Below are 17803 nucleotides of genomic sequence, written 5' to 3'. Positions count from 1 at the left end.
CAGCCGCGCCTGAGGGGAACCTCGGGCGTTTTTCGTTTCCGGCGCGGGATGTGGACAGCTTGTGGATGCCCTGTGCATCAATCTGTGGATATTCATGTAAAGAATCGGGCTCGTTCCGTCATTGCGAGCAGCCGCAGGCGACGCGGCAATCCGCGGACGAACTTCGCCGCGAAAGGCCACGCCGGGTCAGGGATTGCTTCGGTTTGTTCGCAATGACGCGGCTTACCGGCAATCCTCGATCACCCGGCTGACTTCGGCATGGCTGGGCAGGTAAAGCGCGGGCAGGCCTGCAATCTCCACCGCGAAGCGCCCCTTGGACAGCGCCATCGCATCAAGCAGCGGGTCTGAGGCAGCGATGCTGGCGGCAAGATAGGGGTTGGTCTCCTCGGGCTGGGATACCTCGATACTGCGGGTCGCGGTTTCGGTGCGGATCGTCATCACTTGCGGGACACGGCTGGTGCCTGCGCGCCACAGGCCCACCGGACTGCCCGGACGGGGGCAGGACAGCACGAATTCGCCGATGCTGGCGGTGCTGATGAACACCGCCACCGGGCCATTGGCAGTGATTTCATATCGCCATGTTCCCGGCGTCGCAGGCGCATCCATCCAGCTGTCATAGGCGGGGGCCTGCGGCACCGGCGGGGGCGCGGACGGAGGAGCAGGCGCCGGGCGGGCAATCTGAGCGGGCGCGGCAGGCGGGGCCTTGGCCGCAGGCGCGCAAGACGCGAGCGCCAGCGATGCGGCAACGAAGAGGAGAGCAGCTTTCATGCCGACACTTTGCGCGCTAGAGGCGGCAATTGTCCATGCCCGACCATCCACCTCGTCCCCCGAAAGCGCCAAAGCGCCGTGTCGACCAATTGCTAGTCGAGCGCGGGCTGGCCGAAAGCCGCGCGCGCGCGCAGGCGCTGGTGATGGCCGGGCTGGTGTTTGCGGGTGAGACCAAGATCGACAAGCCAGGGCATCAGGTGCCCGAGGACGCCGCGCTGGATGTGCGCGGGCGCGATCATCCGTGGGTAAGCCGCGGGGGTATCAAGCTGGCCCATGCTCTGACACATTTCGGCCTCGATCCGGCAGGCGGATGCGCGATGGATATCGGATCGTCCACCGGCGGGTTCACCGATGTGCTGCTGACCAACGGCGCGGCGCACGTGTTCGCGGTCGACAGCGGCACCAACCAGCTCGCCTGGCGGCTGCGCGAAGACCCGCGCGTCACTGTGCTCGAACAGACCAGCGCGCGCATCCTTACGCCAGAACTGATTGATCGGCCCTGCAATTGGGTCGTGTGCGATGCGAGCTTCATCAGTCTGTCCAAGGTGCTGGAGGTGCCGCTGCGCCTCGCCGCGCGGGACTGCCAGCTGGTCGCGCTCATCAAGCCGCAGTTTGAAGTCGGGCGCGAGGAAGTGGGCAAGGGCGGGGTGGTGCGCGATCCCGCGCTGCACCAGCGTGTCTGTGACGAAGTGCGCGGCTGGATCGAAGGACTGGGGTGGCAGGTGCAGGGCATTGCGACCAGCCCGATCACCGGGCCGCAGGGCAATGTCGAATTCCTGATTGCTGCCCGGCGCAGCTAAGCGTTCCGGCGCGCTGTTCGCGATCAATCCGGCGCCCAAAAGAAAAGACCGGCAGCAATCCTAAGATTGCCACCGGCCTGTTTCTTGTCCGTGCTCCCGGCGCAGGGCCGGGACCGGCAATTCTTGCGGCACCAGGCCGTCAAGAATTACTCAGCAGCCGGGGTCTCGGCAGCGGCCGGGGTTTCGGCAGCCATCGCGTCGGTAGCAGCCGGGGTTTCGGCAGCCATCGGGGTTTCAGCAGCCATCGGCTCTTCAGCAACGGCGGTGGTGTCAGCTTCGGTCGCAGCTTCTTCAGCCGGCTTCGAGCAAGCGGCGGTGGCGAGGGCGAGAACGGCGACGAGCGCGAAGGTCTTCTTCATGATGTATTCCCCTAAGGGCCCGAAGGCCTATAATGAGCAAAAGCGCGTTATTTGATCTTCCCGCCGCCAACGCGCTGACGAATCACGGCAGGAATGTGGCAGCCTCTAGCAGACAGTTTGGCGCAGGCCCAAGACTTTCGTGCAGGTCTGCCCAATTTTAACCACATTTTTTCCATTCGCCCTCGGTAGCGGAGAATCAGAGTGGCCCGCGTCGGGGCGATGGGAAGGCAAATCGTTGGCGCGGCGTGCCGGGTCTGGTATCGCCGATCACCCGCACAATGGCGGCCCGTCAGCAGTCGGAGAGCCAATGAACGTTCTTGCTTCCAAATCACAATTGCGTGCGAGCTTTTTGCGCTGGGCGTTGTTCCTGGTGCCGCTGGTCTTGCTGGTCGGCTTTGCCGCCGGGCAGCTTGGCGGGCCGGATACCGCGTGGTTTGCCGGGCTGAAAAAGCCGGCAATCTTCCCGCCGCCGATCACCTTTGCGATTGTGTGGACGGTGCTGTTCGTGCTGATCGGCTGCGCTCTGGCATTGGTGGCAAGCGCCTGGGGCGCGGCCGGGCGCGGGTTGGCGCTGGCGGTGTTTGCGGTGCAGTTCCTCGTCACGCAAAGCTGGACCGCAGTGTTTTTCGGGATGCAGGACATGGGGTCGGCGCTGTACGTGATTATCGGCGCCGGCGTGCTGCTGCTGATCGCGCTGCCGCTGGTGTGGCGGGTACGGCGGGTCGCGGCGCTGCTGCTGCTGCCCTATCTGGGCTGGGTATGCTTTGCCGGCGCGCTCAATTACGCGTTCATTCAGGCCAACCCCGATGGCGGTGCCGCCGGGGCCACCGGCGCACAAACCCGCGTCCAATTGTAAGACTCGTCCGGTCACGGACGGCGTAAGCCGTCCGCAAGCCCGACCCGGTGCCCGCAGCGATGCGATTGTCAGATCGCATGAGCGAGGAGGATGCTTGCACTTCAGGCCAAGCATCCCCAAAAAGAAAAGATGCAAAGCCAGAACCCGATCATCGCCGACCTCGTCAAACTCGCCAACAGCGCCGCCGGGACCATGGCCGGTATGAGCCGTGAAGCCCGCGACAGCGCGCGCGAACGGCTGCGCGAGGCGTTTGGCGGGATCGATTTCGTCAGCCGCGAGGAGTTCGAGACGGTCAAGGCGATGGCCCAGAAGGCCCGCGAACAGGCCGATGCGCTTGAAGCGCGGCTGGCCGCGCTCGAAGCCAAATCCACCAAGAAATAAGCGGATCGCGCAGGCATGAACCTGCGCAGCCTTGCGATTTTGCTCGCCTCGCGCGCGCAAGGTGAAACCGGGGCCATGGCCCGCATGTTGACCGCCGACCACGGCCTGATTGCCGCCTATGTCGCTGGGGGCCGTGGGCGCCAGATGCGCGCGGTGATGGTGCCGGGCAACCGGGTTGCGGCGGAACTGACCACCCGGTCTGCCCGCCAACTGCCCTTTGCAAGGCTGGAGCTGGAACACTCCCGCGCCGCCCTGATGACCGAGCCGCTGCCGGCTGCCGCAATCCAGTGGATCTGCGGGCTGACGGCCACCGCCTTGCCTGAACGTCAGGCCTATCCGGCGCTCTACGATGCGCTTGACGGGCTGCTTGATGCGATTGCGCTGGCCCCATCGGCGCGCGGGTGGGTGAGCGGGCTGATCGCCTACGAGACGATGCTGCTGCGCGAACTGGGCTACGGCGGCGGCGCGCTGCCCGAGGCACCCGATTGGCCCGCGCAAGCCGCCCTGCTGGACAAACTTGAGCGCCAAATTGCGCACTACCTGCTTGCAGGCCACAAGGGCGATGTTATGGGCGCGAGGCGGCTGCTGACCGAGCGGCTGGCGCGCATGGGCTAAGGGGATCATCGGCGTGAAAATTGCAGTTCTTCCGGGCGACGGGATCGGGCCGGAGGTCACCGCCGAAGCGGTCGCGGTGCTCGAAGCGCTGGGCCTGCCGGGTCTGGTGCTGTTTGAAGGCGATGTCGGCGGCGCGGCCTACCACCGCCACGGCGTGCCGCTGCCCGATGAAACGCTGGACATGGCGCGCGCGGCGGATGCGATCCTGTTCGGCGCAGTGGGCGATCCCACCTGCGACGCATTGGAGCGGCATCTGCGGCCCGAACAAGCGATCCTCGGCCTGCGCAAGCAGCTCGGTCTGTTTGCCAACCTGCGCCCGGCGCAGGTGTTTGCTGGCCTCACGCATTTGTCCCCGTTGCGGGCTGACATAGCAGGCGGGCTCGACATGCTGATCGTGCGCGAGTTGACCGGCGATGTCTATTTCGGCGCCAAGGGCCAGCGCACCAATGACGCAGGCGAGCGCGAGGGGTGGGACGCGATGTCCTATGCGGAAACCGAAGTGCGCCGCATCGCTCATGTCGCCTTCCGCGCGGCGCAGGCCGCTGGCCTGCCGCTGACCAGCGTCGACAAGGCCAATGTGCTCGAAACCAGCCAATTGTGGCGCGATGTGGTGGTGGAGGTGGCGGCCCAATACCCTGGCGTCGCGCTCGATCACATGTATGTCGATAATGCCGCGATGCAGGTGGTGAGCCACCCGGAACGCTTCGGCGTGGTTCTGACCGGCAATCTGTTCGGCGATATTCTGAGCGATCTGGCCAGCGCCGCTGTCGGTTCCATCGGCCTGCTACCAAGCGCCTCGCTGGGCGAGCGCGAGACCGATCATGGCACTTTCGGCCTCTACGAACCCATCCACGGCAGCGCGCCGGACATCGCCGGGCAGGGCAAGGCCAATCCGATGGCCACGATCCTGTCGGCAGCGATGATGCTGCGCCATTCGTTCGGTCTTGAGACTGAGGCGGCGCGGATCGAGACGGCCGTGGCCGCAGCGCTGGCGGACGGCATTCTCGGCGGCGATCTCGGCGGCAGCCACGGCACAGCGGCGATCGGTGCCGCGGTGCGCGAGCGGCTTTGACGCAGGCTGCGCGGCCGAGTTATGGTTTATAAAGAATTATGGTCCACTAGAAGGCCATGGAAAACGCCTTCTTCGTGCCCAACGCAGACATCGATTTCGCGCCCGCTGAAAGCTGGGCAGAGCCTTCGCCCATGACGCTCGACCTTGCGATCATCCTGCCGACTCTTAACGAGCGCGGCAATCTTCGCCCGCTGGTTGAGCGGATCGACCGCGCCATCGGTGCTGCAGCCGTGTGGGAGGTCATCATCGTCGACGATGACAGCCGCGACGGCACAGCAGACGAAGCGCGCGCGCTGGCGCTGACGGATCCCCGCGTGCGGGTGATCCAGCGCATCGGGCGGCGGGGCCTTGCCAGTGCTGCCATCGAAGGCTTCTGCGCGACCGCTGCGCCTTATGTGGCGGTGATGGACGCTGACCACCAGCACGATCCGGCGCTGCTCCCCGGAATGCTTGCCGCGCTCAAATCGGGTGAGGCGGAAATCTGCGTCGCCAGCCGCTTTGCCGAAGGGGCCAGCACCGCCGATTGGGCCGCGCCCGAGCGTGAGAAGCTGTCGACCTATGCCAATGCGCTTGCCCGCAAGATCACCGGCGTTGACCTCAGCGATCCGATGAGCGGCTATTTCATGCTGCCTGCCGCCGCTGCCCGCGCGTTGGTGCCGCGGCTGTCGGGCATCGGCTTCAAGATCCTGCTCGACCTGCTGGCAACCGCCGACAGCCCCATGAAAGTCAAGGAATTCCCCCTCAATTTCGCGGCCCGCCGCGAAGGAGAAAGCAAGCTGGACCGTGCCATTCTGTTCGATTTCCTCGCCGGGCTGTTTGACAAGACGCTGGGCAAGGTGATCCCGACCCGCTTTGCGCTGTTCGGCACCGTGGGTGCGCTGGGCGTGGTGGTGCATTTTGCGGTGCTGAGCGTGCTGTTGTTCGCACTGGGCGAACGGTTTGCGATTGCGCAGACCGCAGCGGTGCTGGTGGCGATGAGTTTCAACTTCTGGCTCAACAACTGGCTGACCTATCGTGACAAACGGTTGGTGGGTGTCATGGCGCTGCTGCGCGGCTGGCTGGGCTTTATCGCCACCTGTGCCATCGGGGCCTTCGCCAATGTGGCGATTGCGACCTTCATGGAAGGCAGCGGCATCCACTGGGTGCTCGCCGCGCTGGCCGGGATCGTGGTCGGATCGGTCTGGAACTACGCTTTGTCGAGCCGGTTCGTGTGGGGTAGGTTCTGACCCTTCGTCATTGCGAGGAGCGCAGCGACGACGCAATCCATGGACCAAAGCCGGCGTTTCCAGCCTGCCGTCTACATGATGGCGAACCGCAAGGGCGGCAATCCCGAATGGCGCGACTTGTTCTTCGAGATCGGCGGTTAGGTCATGGATTGCTTCGCCTTCGGCTCGCAATGACGAAAGGGGAGGGTCACCGCCACGCATCCAGCCACATCCATGCGGCATAGCTGTCCGCCCCTGCCAGCGGCAGGGCAGCGATGATCGGGAAAAACCACGCGAACATGGCCACTGATGCGGCCGGGATGCCCCAAGCCAGCCATTGGCCATAGGGCACGCGGCGCAGATCGCTGCATGTCAGCGCGAGGGCCGCGAGCAGGAAAAAGCTCGGCACGAAATAGTGGTAATAGAACTGGATCGGCTTGGGCGCGATCACCCACAGGCCGAGGCTTACACCGTAGCCCAGCGCCGCCGCCAACCTTGCCCAGTTGCGTTGCCACGCGCCCGCCATCAGGCACCACACCAGCGCCGGCAGCCCCAGCCACATCGTGAGCGGATTGCCCACCAGCAGCACCCCGCGCTGCGCGCCGTCGATGGGTTCGTACAGATACCAGATCCCGCGCGTGTTCAGCGCCCATTGCGGCCAGGTGCTCATGTAGCGGTGCGGGGTCATCAACTGGCTTTGCAGGGCGAAGATATCGCGGTGAAACCCGATCAGCCCCTTTTCGGCGAGCGGTGAGGGGTGGAGATATTCGGCCAACCAGTAACCGGGCAGGAAGGTCGCGGCATAAACCGCCAGCGGCACGATCCCCAGCCACACGAAGGCCTCGACCAGCGTGACCCCCGGCACCGGCGCGCCGCGCCGCGACAGGAACAGGCGGCGGCGTCCTGCCAGCGCGCGGGCGATGAAGAAGATGATCCCCGGCAGCACGGCCAGCGGGATCGCGTTCCATTTGGCCCCCAGTGCGGCGCCGATCGCCGCGCCCGTCAGCGCCAGCCGCCAGCGGCCCTGTTCGGGCTGGGCGCAGGCGGCGGCAAACTGCCACGCGGCCACACACAGCGCCGCAACCATCGTGATATCGAGCATCGCGATGCGTGCGTGGATGAACAGGTGAAACCCGGTCGCCAGCAGCACGCCGAAGACAAGGGTGGCAAAGCGGTCATGGCTGGCATGCCACAGCGCGCGCACCGCCGCGAAATAGGCCAGCACCCCGCACAGCCACGGCATGATCCGCCACCCCAGCGGATTGTCGCCAAACAGGCCGATGCCGATGGCGATCATCTCCTTGCCCAGCAAGGGATGTTCGCGGTTGCGATAGCCGCCTTGGCCTTCGGTGAACAGCGACAGGATCTCGCGCGCGGCGGGAAGGTAGTGAACCTCGTCGAAATACGCGATGGACGGGATCGCCAGCCGCCAGCCCGCGAGGAGGGCGAACAGCCCGGTCAGCGCCGCGCACCACGCCAGCGGATCACGCGGATGCAGCGGCGCATGGGCAGGGTGAGAGGGGGACGCTTGCGCCGGGGCCATGGCGCGCGATTAGGCAGGGCCGCGCGCCAGAGCAAGGGAGGATTACACGCGGCGCGCCGCGGATTGCTGCTCCAGCCAGAACAAGCGCGCGCACATCGCCAGCAAGCCGATGCTGGCCGTGGTGCCGACGAACAGACCCCACAGCGTGACGTTCATTCGCTGCGCCTGGGCGCGCGGGGCGATGACGAACAGGGCGATCACCGCGCACATGATGAGATCCCACCATACCTGCAAGCCAGTGAGGTTCTGCGAATGGTTGGTGAAGAACCCGGTCACCCCCTCACGCCCGATCTGGACAGCCGTGAAGGCGCTGAAGCCTGCGCACAGGATCGCGGCGAGCGCGGCGCTGCCGACCTCGCGCTTTGCGATGAGGGTGGTAAGAAGGGCGGCGCCGCCGCCGATCAGAGCGGCGAGCCAGATAAGTTGGAAGGTGGTCATGCGGGACTCTCCATCTTAATGTAGCGATTGCTACATGGAGCAATAAGAATATGTAGCGTCCGCTACAAGAGGGAAAATGCCGTCAGTGCAATTGTCACGCGAAACGCTGTTGCCAAAGCTCGCCGCCCATGTGCTCGAACACGGGCTGGGCGGGGCGAGCTTGCGTCCTTTGGCGAAGGCGGCGGGGACGAGCGACCGGATGCTCATTTACCATTTCGGCAACAAGGAAACGCTGATCAGCGAATTGCTCGGTCATATCGCTACGATCTATTCGGCCGCGCTCGACACAGCGCTCGGTGGTGAGCGGGCGCGGACCCGGCAGGAATGCGCGGCGCGGATTCTCGCTGTGGGCAGCCAGCCGGAAATGCAGGCGTTTCTGGTGTTGTGGTGGGATATTGTCGCGGGCGCGGCGCGGGGGCTGCCGGGTTACCGCGAGGCCGCGGCCCAGATGATGACCCAGCAACTGGCATGGCTGGAAGGGCAGATGCCCGCCGATGATCCCGATCCCGCTGGCGGGGCGCGTTACCTGATGACGATGATCGAAGGCACGCTGATGCTGTCTGCGGTCGGCCACGGCGATACCGCGCTGCAAGGCCTGCTTGCGGGCGGGCTGTTGCCGTCCTAGAGACGCGCCCCATGAAGAAGACTACCGGCATGGACCGCGCCGCCACGGCAAACTGGCGCCCCGCAACCCGCGCATTGCGCGGCGGCACCTGGCGTTCTGAACATGGGGAGACCAGCGAAGCGCTGTTCCTCACCTCGGGCTACACCTATGACGATGCGCAGACCGTTGCCGACCGGTTTGCGGGCACCGCGCAAGGCATGACCTATTCGCGCCTCCAGAACCCCACCGTCGCGATGCTGGAAGAACGCATCGCGCTGATGGAGGGCGCCGAGGCGTGCCGCACCCAGGCGACCGGGATGGCGGCGATGACCGCGGCGCTGCTGTGCCAGCTTTCGGCAGGCGATCACGTCGTAGCCGCGCGCGCTGCTTTCGGCAGCTGTCGCTGGCTGTGCGACACCCTGCTGCCCAAGTTCGGCATCGAGGTCACGATCATCGACAGCGCCGATAACGCCGCGTGGGAGCCTGCGATCCGGCCCAATACCAAGGTGTTCTTCTTCGAGACGCCGGCCAACCCGACGCTCGATATCGTTGACCTCGCCTATGTCTGCGGCCTCGCCCGCGCGCACGGGATCACCACCGTGGTCGACAACGCCTTCGCCTCGCCGGTGTTGCAGCGCCCGATGGAATTTGGCGCGGATGTGGTTGCCTATTCCGCCACCAAGCTGATGGACGGGCAGGGCCGCGTGCTGGCGGGCGCGATCTGTGCGTCGAAGCAGTGGATCGATGATGTGCTGATGCCCTTCCAGCGCAATACCGGCCCGACGCTCTCCGCCTTCAACGCCTGGGTGGTGCTGAAGGGACTGGAAACCTTGCCGCTGCGCGCCTTCAAGCAGTCCGAGCACGCCGTGGCGCTGGGCGAATTCATCGAGCCGCGCGTGCTGGCAGCGGGCGGGCATCTGCGCCATCCCGGCCTGCCCAGCCACCCGCGCCATGCGCTCGCCCAGCAGCAGATGGACGCAACCGGCCCGATCTTTGCGCTGGACGTGGGCACCCGCGCGCGCGCTTTTGCGGTGCTCGACGCGCTCAAGCTGGTCGATATCTCCAACAATATCGGCGATGCCCGCAGCCTGATGTGCCACCCCGCCTCCAGCACCCACGCCAACATGAGCGAAGAAGCCCGCGCCGCGATGGGCGTGACCGAGGGTCTGTTGCGCATCAATGTGGGGCTGGAAGACATCGCCGATCTCACCGAAGATCTCGACCAGGCGCTCGCCGCGGCGGGGATGTAGGAGGCCGCGTTCCCAATTAAGTTTGGCCCTTCTTGATTTGGTCTGCGCTGCCGCGTTGATGGCTGTTCATGGCATCAAGGGGGAAATGATGGCGCATTTTGCACGGGCGATCGTGGCAGCAGCACTTCTGGCGACCTCTGCCTGCGGCGGAGGTGTCACGCAGATACCCGTGCAGCCCTTCAGGCCCAATGCGATACAGACGCTGACCGATCGATATTCGGACGTGGTCTGCGCGAAGGACAAGCGCGACGGCACATGCACGGCGGCTGATGATGGCAAGCCGCGGCCCGGAAGCTGGCTTGCGCAAGCCGAAAACTGCGGCGCCATCGCCGGTACAGCGCCCGATACCGACGCGGCGCTCGTCAATTGCCGGGCGGTCAGGAACGCCATGTCGTCCGATCTGCTGCTGGCCATCAATTATAATTTCAACAGCTATTCCGGTAACATTCTGGCCAACCGGGCGAAGTCCAATTTTTACATCGGCGGCGTGCGCTCCGGGCTTGAAGCCGGGGCAACGCTGATCGGCGGGGAAGGCGTGAAGACCGTTCTGGCCGCGCTTGCTGGCCTTACCGGAACGATCCAGTCGAGCGCCAATGAAGAGTTCTATTATGAACAATCCGCCCCGGCGCTGATCCAGACGATGGAGGCCAACCGCAAGGAGGTGCTGAGCCGGATCCGGTTGAACCTCAAGTTGCCTTACCGTGACTATCCTATCACTGCGCTTGTTGACGATCTCAACGCATACTACCGGGCCGGAACGATGGCTGATGCCATTTCCCGGCTACAAACCGAAGCGGTCACGGCGCAGGTCAAGGCCGAGCAAACGCTGGCCTGTATCAACAAAGAGACATCGGTTGACGAAGCGCGCAAGTGCCTGCCAGACAGCCCGTAAGGAAAGGCTTGCGCCTTATTGTCGATAGGATCGTCTGGACATGGCCACCCGCGTAGAACTCGTCTTTGATGTCGTCAGCCCCAATGCCTATCTCATCTGGTGGCCGCTGCGCGAGTTGGTGGACCGTTACGAGGCCGAATTGGACGTGATCCCGGTGTTTCTTGGCGGGATGCACAAGCTGACCGGCAACGCCCCGCCGATGATCCGCGACGCCGAGGTGAAGGGCAAGAATGAATACGCGATGCTGGAAATGCAGCGGTTCATCGCCAGGCATGATCTGGGCAAATACCGGCTCCATCCGCAGTTTCCGTTCAATTCCATCACCTTGCAGCGGATGCTTTACGCCGCGGATCAAGACGGGCGCGGGGTGCAGTTTGCAGGAACGCTGCTGCGCGCGATCTGGGAGGACGGGCTGGATATAGCCTCGCCCGAGGCGATTGGCGAAGCCATCACCGCCGCTGGATTCGATGCAGCCGATCTGTTCGCCCGCGCGCAGACAGACGCCGTCAAGCAGGGCCTTGCCGCCAACACCGATGCAGTCGTGGCGCGCGGGGCCTTTGGCATTCCCACCATGTTCGTGGGGCCCAAGGGAGAGGGCGAGATGTTCTTCGGCAAGGAACGTTTGGGCCAGATCGAGGAATTGCTCGCCCAAGGTTAACCATGCACAGCGCAATTGCGCGCCGTTTCTGCTTGCCAATGCCTTTGCAAATCATAGTCTTGGCGAATCAGGGTCGCAGGGGACGCATTTGTGAAGGGATTTCTTCGGGCATTCACCGGGTGGGCGGGTTGTGCCTGCCTGCTTATCGGCAGCACGCTTATCGGTATGGCCGGGGCCGCAGCGCAAAGTCCGCCGCCGCCCGCCGCTTCACAAGCGCCTCTGACAGAAACGCCGCCACCGGCGATTCCGACAACCGATTTCGCCGGACGATCGGCTTTCTGGGACGCGCAGCTATCGCCTGACGGGTCGCGCTTTTCCTACCTGCGCCGCATTGACGGGATTGCCCAATTCATCGTCACCAATGTCGAGACCCGGCAAGCGGAACGCGCGTTCAAGGCCGATCCCGCTTACCAGTTTGAATGGTATCGCTGGGTTACCAACGACAAGCTGCTGCTGTCGATCTCGACCATGGATAACTTCATGGATGACGAGGTCCGGTTTACGCGCCTGTTTTTGTTGCAGGTCAGTTATGGCACCATGACCCCGCTGCTCAAACAGATGAACGTGGTCGAAGGTGACAATGTCATCCACGTGGCTGAAGATGGGTCCCATATTCTCGTCGCGATCCAGCGGACGATCTACGATTACCCCTCGGTGATGCGGCAGGAGCTTGAACCGGGCGGCAAGGTGACGACCGTGCAGACCCCGCGCGATGGGGTGTGGAACTGGGTGACCGACGATCAGGGCGTGGTGCGCATGGGCACCGGCTGGGTCGGCCAGCGGCTCAACATCTATTACCGCGCCGATACCAACGCACAGCTCAAGCTGGTCGCCAGTCTCAAACGCGGCGAGACGGGCGAGGGGTATTGGGATGCGCTCCAGATCGTGAACGGTTCGGACATTGGCTATGTCCTGTCCGAAGGCGAAAGCGGGCGGGTGGGCCTGCGCAAATTCAACTTCGCCACGCGCCAGGCGGTCGAGACGATTTACGAACATCCCGAATGGGACATCGACAGCGCGCTGCTGCGTGACGGCGCGCCGCTGGCCGCGTTCTACACCGCCGACCGTGATGAGGTGCACTGGTTCGACGAGAAAAACCGCAAGCAATACGCGATGCTGCGCAAGGCACTCGGCGATGTCGAAGTGTGGGTGGTGTCGCGCGCGAAGGACGATTCGCGGCTGCTGGTCTATGCCGGCAACGAGGCCGATCCGGGCGTGCTCTATCTGTTTGAACCGGCGGCAGGCAAGCTGGCAGAGGTGGCGCAATACCGCCCGCAGCTCGATTTCCGGCTGCTCGCCCAGCCTCGGCCGATGCGCTATACCGCACGCGATGGGACCGCGATCCGCGGCTATATCACCCTGCCGCGCGGGCGCCCGGCGACAGGATTGCCGCTGATCATCATGCCGCATGGCGGGCCTTACGGGATCCGCGACAAGCTGACCTATAACGACGAGGTGCAGCTGCTCGCCAACCGCGGTTATGCGGTGCTGCAACCCAATTTTCGCGGTTCGGGGGGCTATGGCGATGATTTCTTCGAACTGGGCACCGGGCAGATGGGCCGCGCGATGCAGGACGATCTTGACGATGCCATGGACTGGGCGGTGAAGGAAGGCATCGCGGACCCTGCGCGGGTGTGTGTGGTGGGCGGTTCTTATGGTGGATATGCGGCGCTGTGGGCGGTGCTGCGCAATCCCGAGCGCTACCGCTGCGGCGCCAGCTGGGCGGGGGTCACCGATCTCGACCGGCAACTGCGCTATGACCGGCAATCCTTCAGCCGCGGCGGGTTCAAGCGCTGGCGCGACCGGGTGCGCGGGCAGGGGGTTGAGGATATGAAAGCCGTCTCGCCCCTTGCGCGGGCAGCCCAGCTGTCGCGCCCGGTGCTGCTGGCGCATGGCACCAAGGATGTGGTGGTACCCTTCAGCCAGTATACGGCTTTCGAAAAGGCCACGCGCACCGCGCCCGTTCCGCCGCAGACGCTGGTCATCAAGGATGAAGGCCACAGCTTCTCCAAGCCCGAAAGCGAGAAACAGTGGTATGATGCGCTTGAACAGTTTCTGGTGCAGCACAATCCGCCCGGATCGGTTCCGCAGGCAAAGGCACCCGCAGTGGCGGCTGCCGACTAGGCCCGGCGCTGCCTCGCAAGGGAAGGCGCGGGCGGCGATGATCGGACGGGAATCGCACGCGGCGCGGAACACAGCTGGGATTAAGCGCGTTGCCCCTCTTGTGACCTAGCGAGGAATCGCTAACTTGTGAGGCGACATGAAAGAGTTTTTCCAGCACGCCGCCACCACCGATGGGATGACCGTCCGGGTCGCTGTCAATTACCTGCCGGAGCAATCGCATCCGGAAGCGGGCAAGTGGTTCTGGGTCTATCACATCCGCATCGAGAACGCCTCGCATGAGGCAATGACCTTGCGCACCCGTCACTGGCGCATCACCGATGGGCGCGGAATGGTGAACCATGTCGATGGCGAAGGCGTGGTGGGCGAACAGCCGCTGCTCCAGCCCGGGCAGAGCCACGATTACGTCTCGGGCTGCCCGTTGACGACGCCGTTCGGTTCGATGGAGGGGTTCTACACCTTCGAACGCGCCGACGGCACGCCGACCGAAGTGCGCATCCCCTTCTTCCCGCTCGCCGCGCCGGAAACGGCTGAGGGCCGCACGCCCCGCTGAGGGGATGGGCTGACTCTTGCGGTAGCCGCAAAGCGGGCCTAATCCACCGCCCGTGAAGCGCACCCACTTGCCCCTCAACGCCTTGCGCGTTTTCGATGCCGCCGCGCGGCACCTCTCTTTCACCCGGGCTGCGGACGAGCTGGCGGTCACCCCCGCCGCCGTCGGCCAGCAGATCCGCGCGCTGGAGGACGTCCTCGGCGTCGTCCTGTTCCGCCGCACCTCCAAGGGCCTCGAACTCACGCCCGAGGGTGAGGCGGGGCTTGACCCCTTGCGCGAAGGGTTCATGCGGTTCGAGGAAAGCGTCGCTGCGATGCAGGCGGGCCAGGCCTCCGACCGCTACACCATCGCCGTCCCGCGCGAATTCTACGCCGAGTGGCTCGCCCCCCGCCTCGCCAGGTTCCAGGCGGGCACGCCGGGGGTGCAATATATCCTCGCGCCCGATGAACACGCCGACTTCACCGAGGCGAACCTCGATCTCGCGATCCGGCTGGTCGACGGGCCGGGCGAGCTTCAGGGGGTGCAGCTCGCCCCCGCGATGCGCGTCACCGTCGCCGCGCCGGAGTACCGCGAGGCGTGGATCGACTGGCCGGGCATGACGCTGCCCGATGGCATCAACCCCTGCATCCGCGCCGGATCGCCCGGACAGGCGCTCGCCTCGGCGCTGGCGGGGATGGGCCGCACGATCCTCCCCCTCGCGCTGGCCGAGCGCTCGCTCGCGCTGGGCACCCTCACCGCCCTGACCGAGCCCGAGCCCGGCACCCGCGCCTACTGGCTGCTCGCCCCCCCGCCGCAATGGCGCTCCAAGAAGGTGAAAGCGCTCGTCGCCTACCTGTCGGCGTAATCCTCCTCGTCCCCCCATTCCCCCGTCAGTTCGTAACGGATGCGCTCGTAGAGCCAGTGGCCGGGCCTGACCATCCGCGCATCGACCATGTGGTGGCTGCGATGCCGGATCACGAAACAGAGCATCGAATTGGCGCGCGGGTTGTTCGCCCCTTCGGCCAGCGCCCGCTCGAGCGCGCAATCCTCGAGCCGCATGACGCCCCATTCCAGCGCCTCGTCCCACGCCCGCGCAAAGTCCGCTGCCCCGGGCCGCGCGCGCAGCTTGTAGAGCGCCTCAAGGCTCTTCCCCACCCGCCGCGCCGCCGCCGTCACCGTGCCGGTCGCCGCCAGTTCCCGGATGAAAACGCGCTGCACATCGGGTAGAATCGAATTCCGGCGCGGCGCGGTGTGGATGTAGGGCAGGAAATCGAGCAGCGGGTCGTCGTCGTCAAAGACAGGCTGGGTGAACGCCGCCGCCGAGGTCGCCTGCCGCGGCGTGGCCCGCGTGTTGACGAGCAGCGGGCGAGGGCGATCAGGCGGGGGGGCGGCCGGGGTGTCGGTGGCGGGGGCGGGGCGCTTGCGGGGCATGGGGCGGGAGGAGATTGCAGAAGGCGGGGGAGTAGGAAAACGCTTATTCGAAGGGTTGGGCCGTTTGCCAGATGCTGCCTCTGCCCCTCAAAAAACCCAAAAAAATCAGCTTTGCAAACAAGACGAGTGGTCCTAGGACTACCATCGAAAAATTTTTGGAGTGTCAAATGAGCCGACGCATAGTATTCTTCAACCACAAGGGTGGGGTGAGTAAAACGACGTCAGCTTATAATATCGGTTGGATGCTTGCTCGAGAGAAGCGCGTCCTACTGGTTGATGCTGATCCACAGTGCAATCTTTCGGCTCTCATACTCCGGGACGAGTTTGAAAAATACTACGTTGAAGATGCGACTAAGCATCAGAATTTAAAGGATGGGGTTTCCTCAACGTTTGGTGGCAAGCCCGTCCCCATCGAGCCTGTGATGTGTGCTACACCAGCGCGCGCGCCCAATCTTCATTTGTTGGCCGGGCATATGAACCTGTCAGAGTACGATGCGTCTCTTACCTTTGCGCAAACTGCGAATAACGCATTGGCTACGCTACAAAATCTTCCGGGCGCCTTTGCTGAACTTTTAAGGCTGACCGAGGATGCGTACGATATCGACTATACCTTGATCGATCTAAACCCTGGCCTCAGCGCAATTAATCAAAATCTGTTCCTTATCTCCGATGGGTTTGTAATTCCTACAAATCCAGATCCCTTTTCACTTATGGCGATTCAGACACTGGCGAGCGTGCTGCCTCGCTGGGTGTCTTGGAAAAATGGCGCAGTCGAGTTGTTCGCGGAGTCTGCTTATCCGCTTCCTGCGGGTGTGCCAAAGTTGGTGGGTTCGCTGATTCAACGGTTCAACGTTCGGAATGGCGTGGCTGCACGGCCCTACAGAAATAACATCGACGAGATTAAGGCAACCGTTTCAAATATCCTGTATCCTACACTTCGGGACAACGGGATGGTATTTGATGCGGCTTGCTACGGTGAGAAGCTTGTTGAGGCAAATTACTGCTTGGCTGAGATACCTGATTTTCAAGGTCTTTTGCCAAAGTCTAATGCAGCTAACGTTCCAGTATTTGAGGTGACGAACGCTGAGATTGGTGAAACCGGACCGGTGCTCGCGAATCTCATTCAAAACCGTGATCGCTTCGAAGGAAATTTCCGCAACATTGTTGCGCAGATTGAGCAGGTGATTGCTTGTGCATAATCAAGCTCTCCACTTCAACTCACGAATTCTTGAGATTAAGGCGCTTGGGAGTGTCTTCGATTTTCTTGAAAAAAGCGTCTCGGGAATTCTAGATTATACTGATATTCTGCGAGCACAGATAGTTTATGCCGTAAGTGCTTATGATGCGCTTTTACACGACTTGATACGAGAGGGCATGAGGGACGCGTACCTTGGGGTCCGCCCAAGTACCCCTAAGTTTGACGCTGAAGCTTTAACCGTGAGTCAGCACAAGGCCTTGGTTGCGGCTTCCGTGATCCCCGCTCATCAGCAATTTGAAGATTTTGCCAGAAATAAGCTCAAAGCCATGACATTTCAGCATCCTGATAAGGTCTGTGATGGATTATCTCTTATTTGGTCTGAGAAGTACAAGTGGAATCAAATAGCTGCCAAAGTTGGCGTTGACCCTGCCCAGCATAGAACTCAGCAGATACTGTGGGTGGGTCGCCGAAATTCGATTGTGCATGAATATGATTATGACGTTATTTCAGGCGCTCGGCTTCCAATAAGTAAGCCGGAGGCGGAAAGTGCAATTGAGTTTTTCTCTGCATGTGGCAATGCAGTGGTAGATCTTGTTGCGCATCCCTGACATCGTAAATTCTTCGGGCCATAGAACCTTGGCCTGTGCCGGGATAACGGACGCAGGCGTAGTGGCCCCCGAGTCTGTTTGTTTTCGCCCTCAAGCGCCGGGCGCAGCGCGTCCGCGCTGCTTGGCTACCGCGCCATAAGGCGCGGCGCGCGGTCGCGCTTGCGGCGGCTGCCCCGCCGGTTCATTGCGATTCGCGCCGGTGGTGGCTCCGCGCCCACCCCTGACCCCTCCCGCGAGCGGGAGGGGGCCTTGTTGCGCTGATACTCCCCTTCCGCCTGCCCCCGGCTCAAGGCCGGGGCGGGTATCGGGGCTGGGCGTGGGCGCGGCGTAGGACTGCCGCTCGGCTCCAACACCCACCCTTGACCCCCAATCCAAACCCGCCTAAGGGCGCGCATCTTCCGGGGCCTCCCCGGTTTGAGCTGAACATTGGCGGCGCGTCTCTCCCGCGCGGAAAAGGCAGTCGTCAAAGTAACCC

The 17803-nt window shown here is 63.7% G+C and carries 20 protein-coding genes; 15 read left to right on the top strand and 5 right to left on the bottom strand.

What is annotated here, in order from left to right:
- Nucleotides 1-222: 222 nt before the first annotated feature.
- Nucleotides 223-768 carry a hypothetical protein gene (locus C0V72_RS00235; protein ID WP_101791206.1) on the bottom strand — a complete coding sequence of 182 codons (546 nt, stop codon included), beginning with the start codon at nucleotides 766-768 and terminating at the stop codon, nucleotides 223-225.
- A gap of 35 nt (nucleotides 769-803) precedes the next feature.
- Between C0V72_RS00235 and C0V72_RS00230 the strand changes: the two genes are divergently transcribed.
- Entirely contained in the window at nucleotides 804-1568 is a 765-nt protein-coding gene (locus tag C0V72_RS00230; RefSeq protein ID WP_101791205.1) for a TlyA family RNA methyltransferase, read from the top strand.
- Between the two features lie 146 nt (nucleotides 1569-1714).
- Here C0V72_RS00230 and C0V72_RS00225 read toward each other — a convergent pair whose 3' ends face one another.
- On the bottom strand, nucleotides 1715-1927 hold the full coding sequence (locus C0V72_RS00225; RefSeq protein ID WP_101791204.1) for a hypothetical protein: 213 nt from the start codon (nucleotides 1925-1927) through the stop codon (nucleotides 1715-1717).
- 307 nt (nucleotides 1928-2234) lie between these two features.
- On the opposite strand from C0V72_RS00225, the gene C0V72_RS00220 reads away from it, so the two are divergent.
- The 5 genes from C0V72_RS00220 to C0V72_RS00200 all read left to right on the top strand — a co-directional run bounded on the left by C0V72_RS00220 (nucleotide 2235) and on the right by C0V72_RS00200 (nucleotide 6077).
- Nucleotides 2235-2783 carry a TspO/MBR family protein gene (locus C0V72_RS00220; RefSeq protein ID WP_101791203.1) on the top strand — a complete coding sequence of 183 codons (549 nt, stop codon included), beginning with the start codon at nucleotides 2235-2237 and terminating at the stop codon, nucleotides 2781-2783.
- Nucleotides 2784-2912: 129 nt separating this feature from the next.
- Nucleotides 2913-3164 (top strand): accessory factor UbiK family protein, encoded by a 252-nt coding sequence (locus tag C0V72_RS00215; protein WP_101791348.1) that lies wholly within the window; start codon nucleotides 2913-2915, stop codon nucleotides 3162-3164.
- Between the two features lie 15 nt (nucleotides 3165-3179).
- Nucleotides 3180-3779 (top strand): DNA repair protein RecO, encoded by a 600-nt coding sequence (gene recO / locus C0V72_RS00210; RefSeq protein ID WP_101791202.1) that lies wholly within the window; start codon nucleotides 3180-3182, stop codon nucleotides 3777-3779.
- Between the two features lie 13 nt (nucleotides 3780-3792).
- Nucleotides 3793-4851, top strand: a complete 1059-nt coding sequence (leuB, locus tag C0V72_RS00205; protein ID WP_101791201.1) for a 3-isopropylmalate dehydrogenase — start codon at nucleotides 3793-3795, stop codon at nucleotides 4849-4851.
- Between the two features lie 131 nt (nucleotides 4852-4982).
- Nucleotides 4983-6077 (top strand): glycosyltransferase, encoded by a 1095-nt coding sequence (locus C0V72_RS00200; RefSeq protein ID WP_101791347.1) that lies wholly within the window; start codon nucleotides 4983-4985, stop codon nucleotides 6075-6077.
- A gap of 187 nt (nucleotides 6078-6264) precedes the next feature.
- Here C0V72_RS00200 and C0V72_RS00195 read toward each other — a convergent pair whose 3' ends face one another.
- Both C0V72_RS00195 and C0V72_RS00190 read right to left on the bottom strand, forming a co-directional pair.
- Nucleotides 6265-7599, bottom strand: a complete 1335-nt coding sequence (locus C0V72_RS00195; protein ID WP_101791200.1) for a phospholipid carrier-dependent glycosyltransferase — start codon at nucleotides 7597-7599, stop codon at nucleotides 6265-6267.
- 42 nt (nucleotides 7600-7641) lie between these two features.
- Nucleotides 7642-8037 carry a hypothetical protein gene (locus C0V72_RS00190; RefSeq protein WP_101791199.1) on the bottom strand — a complete coding sequence of 132 codons (396 nt, stop codon included), beginning with the start codon at nucleotides 8035-8037 and terminating at the stop codon, nucleotides 7642-7644.
- A gap of 76 nt (nucleotides 8038-8113) precedes the next feature.
- Between C0V72_RS00190 and C0V72_RS00185 the strand changes: the two genes are divergently transcribed.
- From C0V72_RS00185 to C0V72_RS00155, 7 genes are all read left to right on the top strand, one after another.
- Complete coding sequence (locus C0V72_RS00185) at nucleotides 8114-8662, top strand: TetR/AcrR family transcriptional regulator (protein WP_233999701.1); 549 nt, start codon at nucleotides 8114-8116, stop codon at nucleotides 8660-8662.
- Nucleotides 8663-8673: 11 nt separating this feature from the next.
- Nucleotides 8674-9891 carry a trans-sulfuration enzyme family protein gene (locus tag C0V72_RS00180; protein WP_101791198.1) on the top strand — a complete coding sequence of 406 codons (1218 nt, stop codon included), beginning with the start codon at nucleotides 8674-8676 and terminating at the stop codon, nucleotides 9889-9891.
- The gene (locus C0V72_RS00175; RefSeq protein ID WP_172438850.1) at nucleotides 9821-10783 is read left to right on the top strand and encodes a hypothetical protein; all 963 of its coding nucleotides are present in this window, start codon (nucleotides 9821-9823) and stop codon (nucleotides 10781-10783) included. The genes C0V72_RS00180 and C0V72_RS00175 overlap by 71 nt, the downstream gene beginning before the upstream one ends.
- Nucleotides 10784-10823: 40 nt before the next feature.
- Nucleotides 10824-11441, top strand: a complete 618-nt coding sequence (locus C0V72_RS00170) for a 2-hydroxychromene-2-carboxylate isomerase (RefSeq protein ID WP_101791196.1) — start codon at nucleotides 10824-10826, stop codon at nucleotides 11439-11441.
- A gap of 90 nt (nucleotides 11442-11531) precedes the next feature.
- A complete protein-coding gene (locus tag C0V72_RS00165) occupies nucleotides 11532-13565 on the top strand; it encodes an alpha/beta hydrolase family protein (protein WP_143704493.1) in 2034 nt (677 codons plus the stop codon).
- Between the two features lie 136 nt (nucleotides 13566-13701).
- On the top strand, nucleotides 13702-14115 hold the full coding sequence (apaG, locus tag C0V72_RS00160; RefSeq protein WP_101791194.1) for a Co2+/Mg2+ efflux protein ApaG: 414 nt from the start codon (nucleotides 13702-13704) through the stop codon (nucleotides 14113-14115).
- A gap of 52 nt (nucleotides 14116-14167) precedes the next feature.
- Nucleotides 14168-14956: a LysR family transcriptional regulator gene (locus C0V72_RS00155; protein WP_101791193.1), complete on the top strand. Its 789-nt coding sequence runs from the start codon at nucleotides 14168-14170 to the stop codon at nucleotides 14954-14956.
- On the opposite strand, the gene C0V72_RS00150 is transcribed toward C0V72_RS00155, so the two are convergent.
- A complete protein-coding gene (locus C0V72_RS00150) occupies nucleotides 14941-15522 on the bottom strand; it encodes a hypothetical protein (protein ID WP_101791192.1) in 582 nt (193 codons plus the stop codon). The genes C0V72_RS00155 and C0V72_RS00150 overlap by 16 nt on opposite strands.
- A gap of 167 nt (nucleotides 15523-15689) precedes the next feature.
- Here C0V72_RS00150 and C0V72_RS00145 point away from each other — a divergent pair, with 167 nt between their 5' ends.
- A complete protein-coding gene (locus C0V72_RS00145) occupies nucleotides 15690-16721 on the top strand; it encodes a ParA family protein (RefSeq protein ID WP_101791191.1) in 1032 nt (343 codons plus the stop codon).
- A complete protein-coding gene (locus C0V72_RS16140) occupies nucleotides 16714-17328 on the top strand; it encodes a hypothetical protein (protein WP_143704492.1) in 615 nt (204 codons plus the stop codon). The genes C0V72_RS00145 and C0V72_RS16140 overlap by 8 nt, the downstream gene beginning before the upstream one ends.
- Nucleotides 17329-17803: the final 475 nt, after the last annotated feature.

Origin of the sequence: Porphyrobacter sp. TH134 (assembly GCF_002855495.1) — a bacterium.
Taxonomy (GTDB): domain Bacteria; phylum Pseudomonadota; class Alphaproteobacteria; order Sphingomonadales; family Sphingomonadaceae; genus Erythrobacter.
This window is presented reverse-complemented; position numbering and strand designations above follow the sequence as displayed.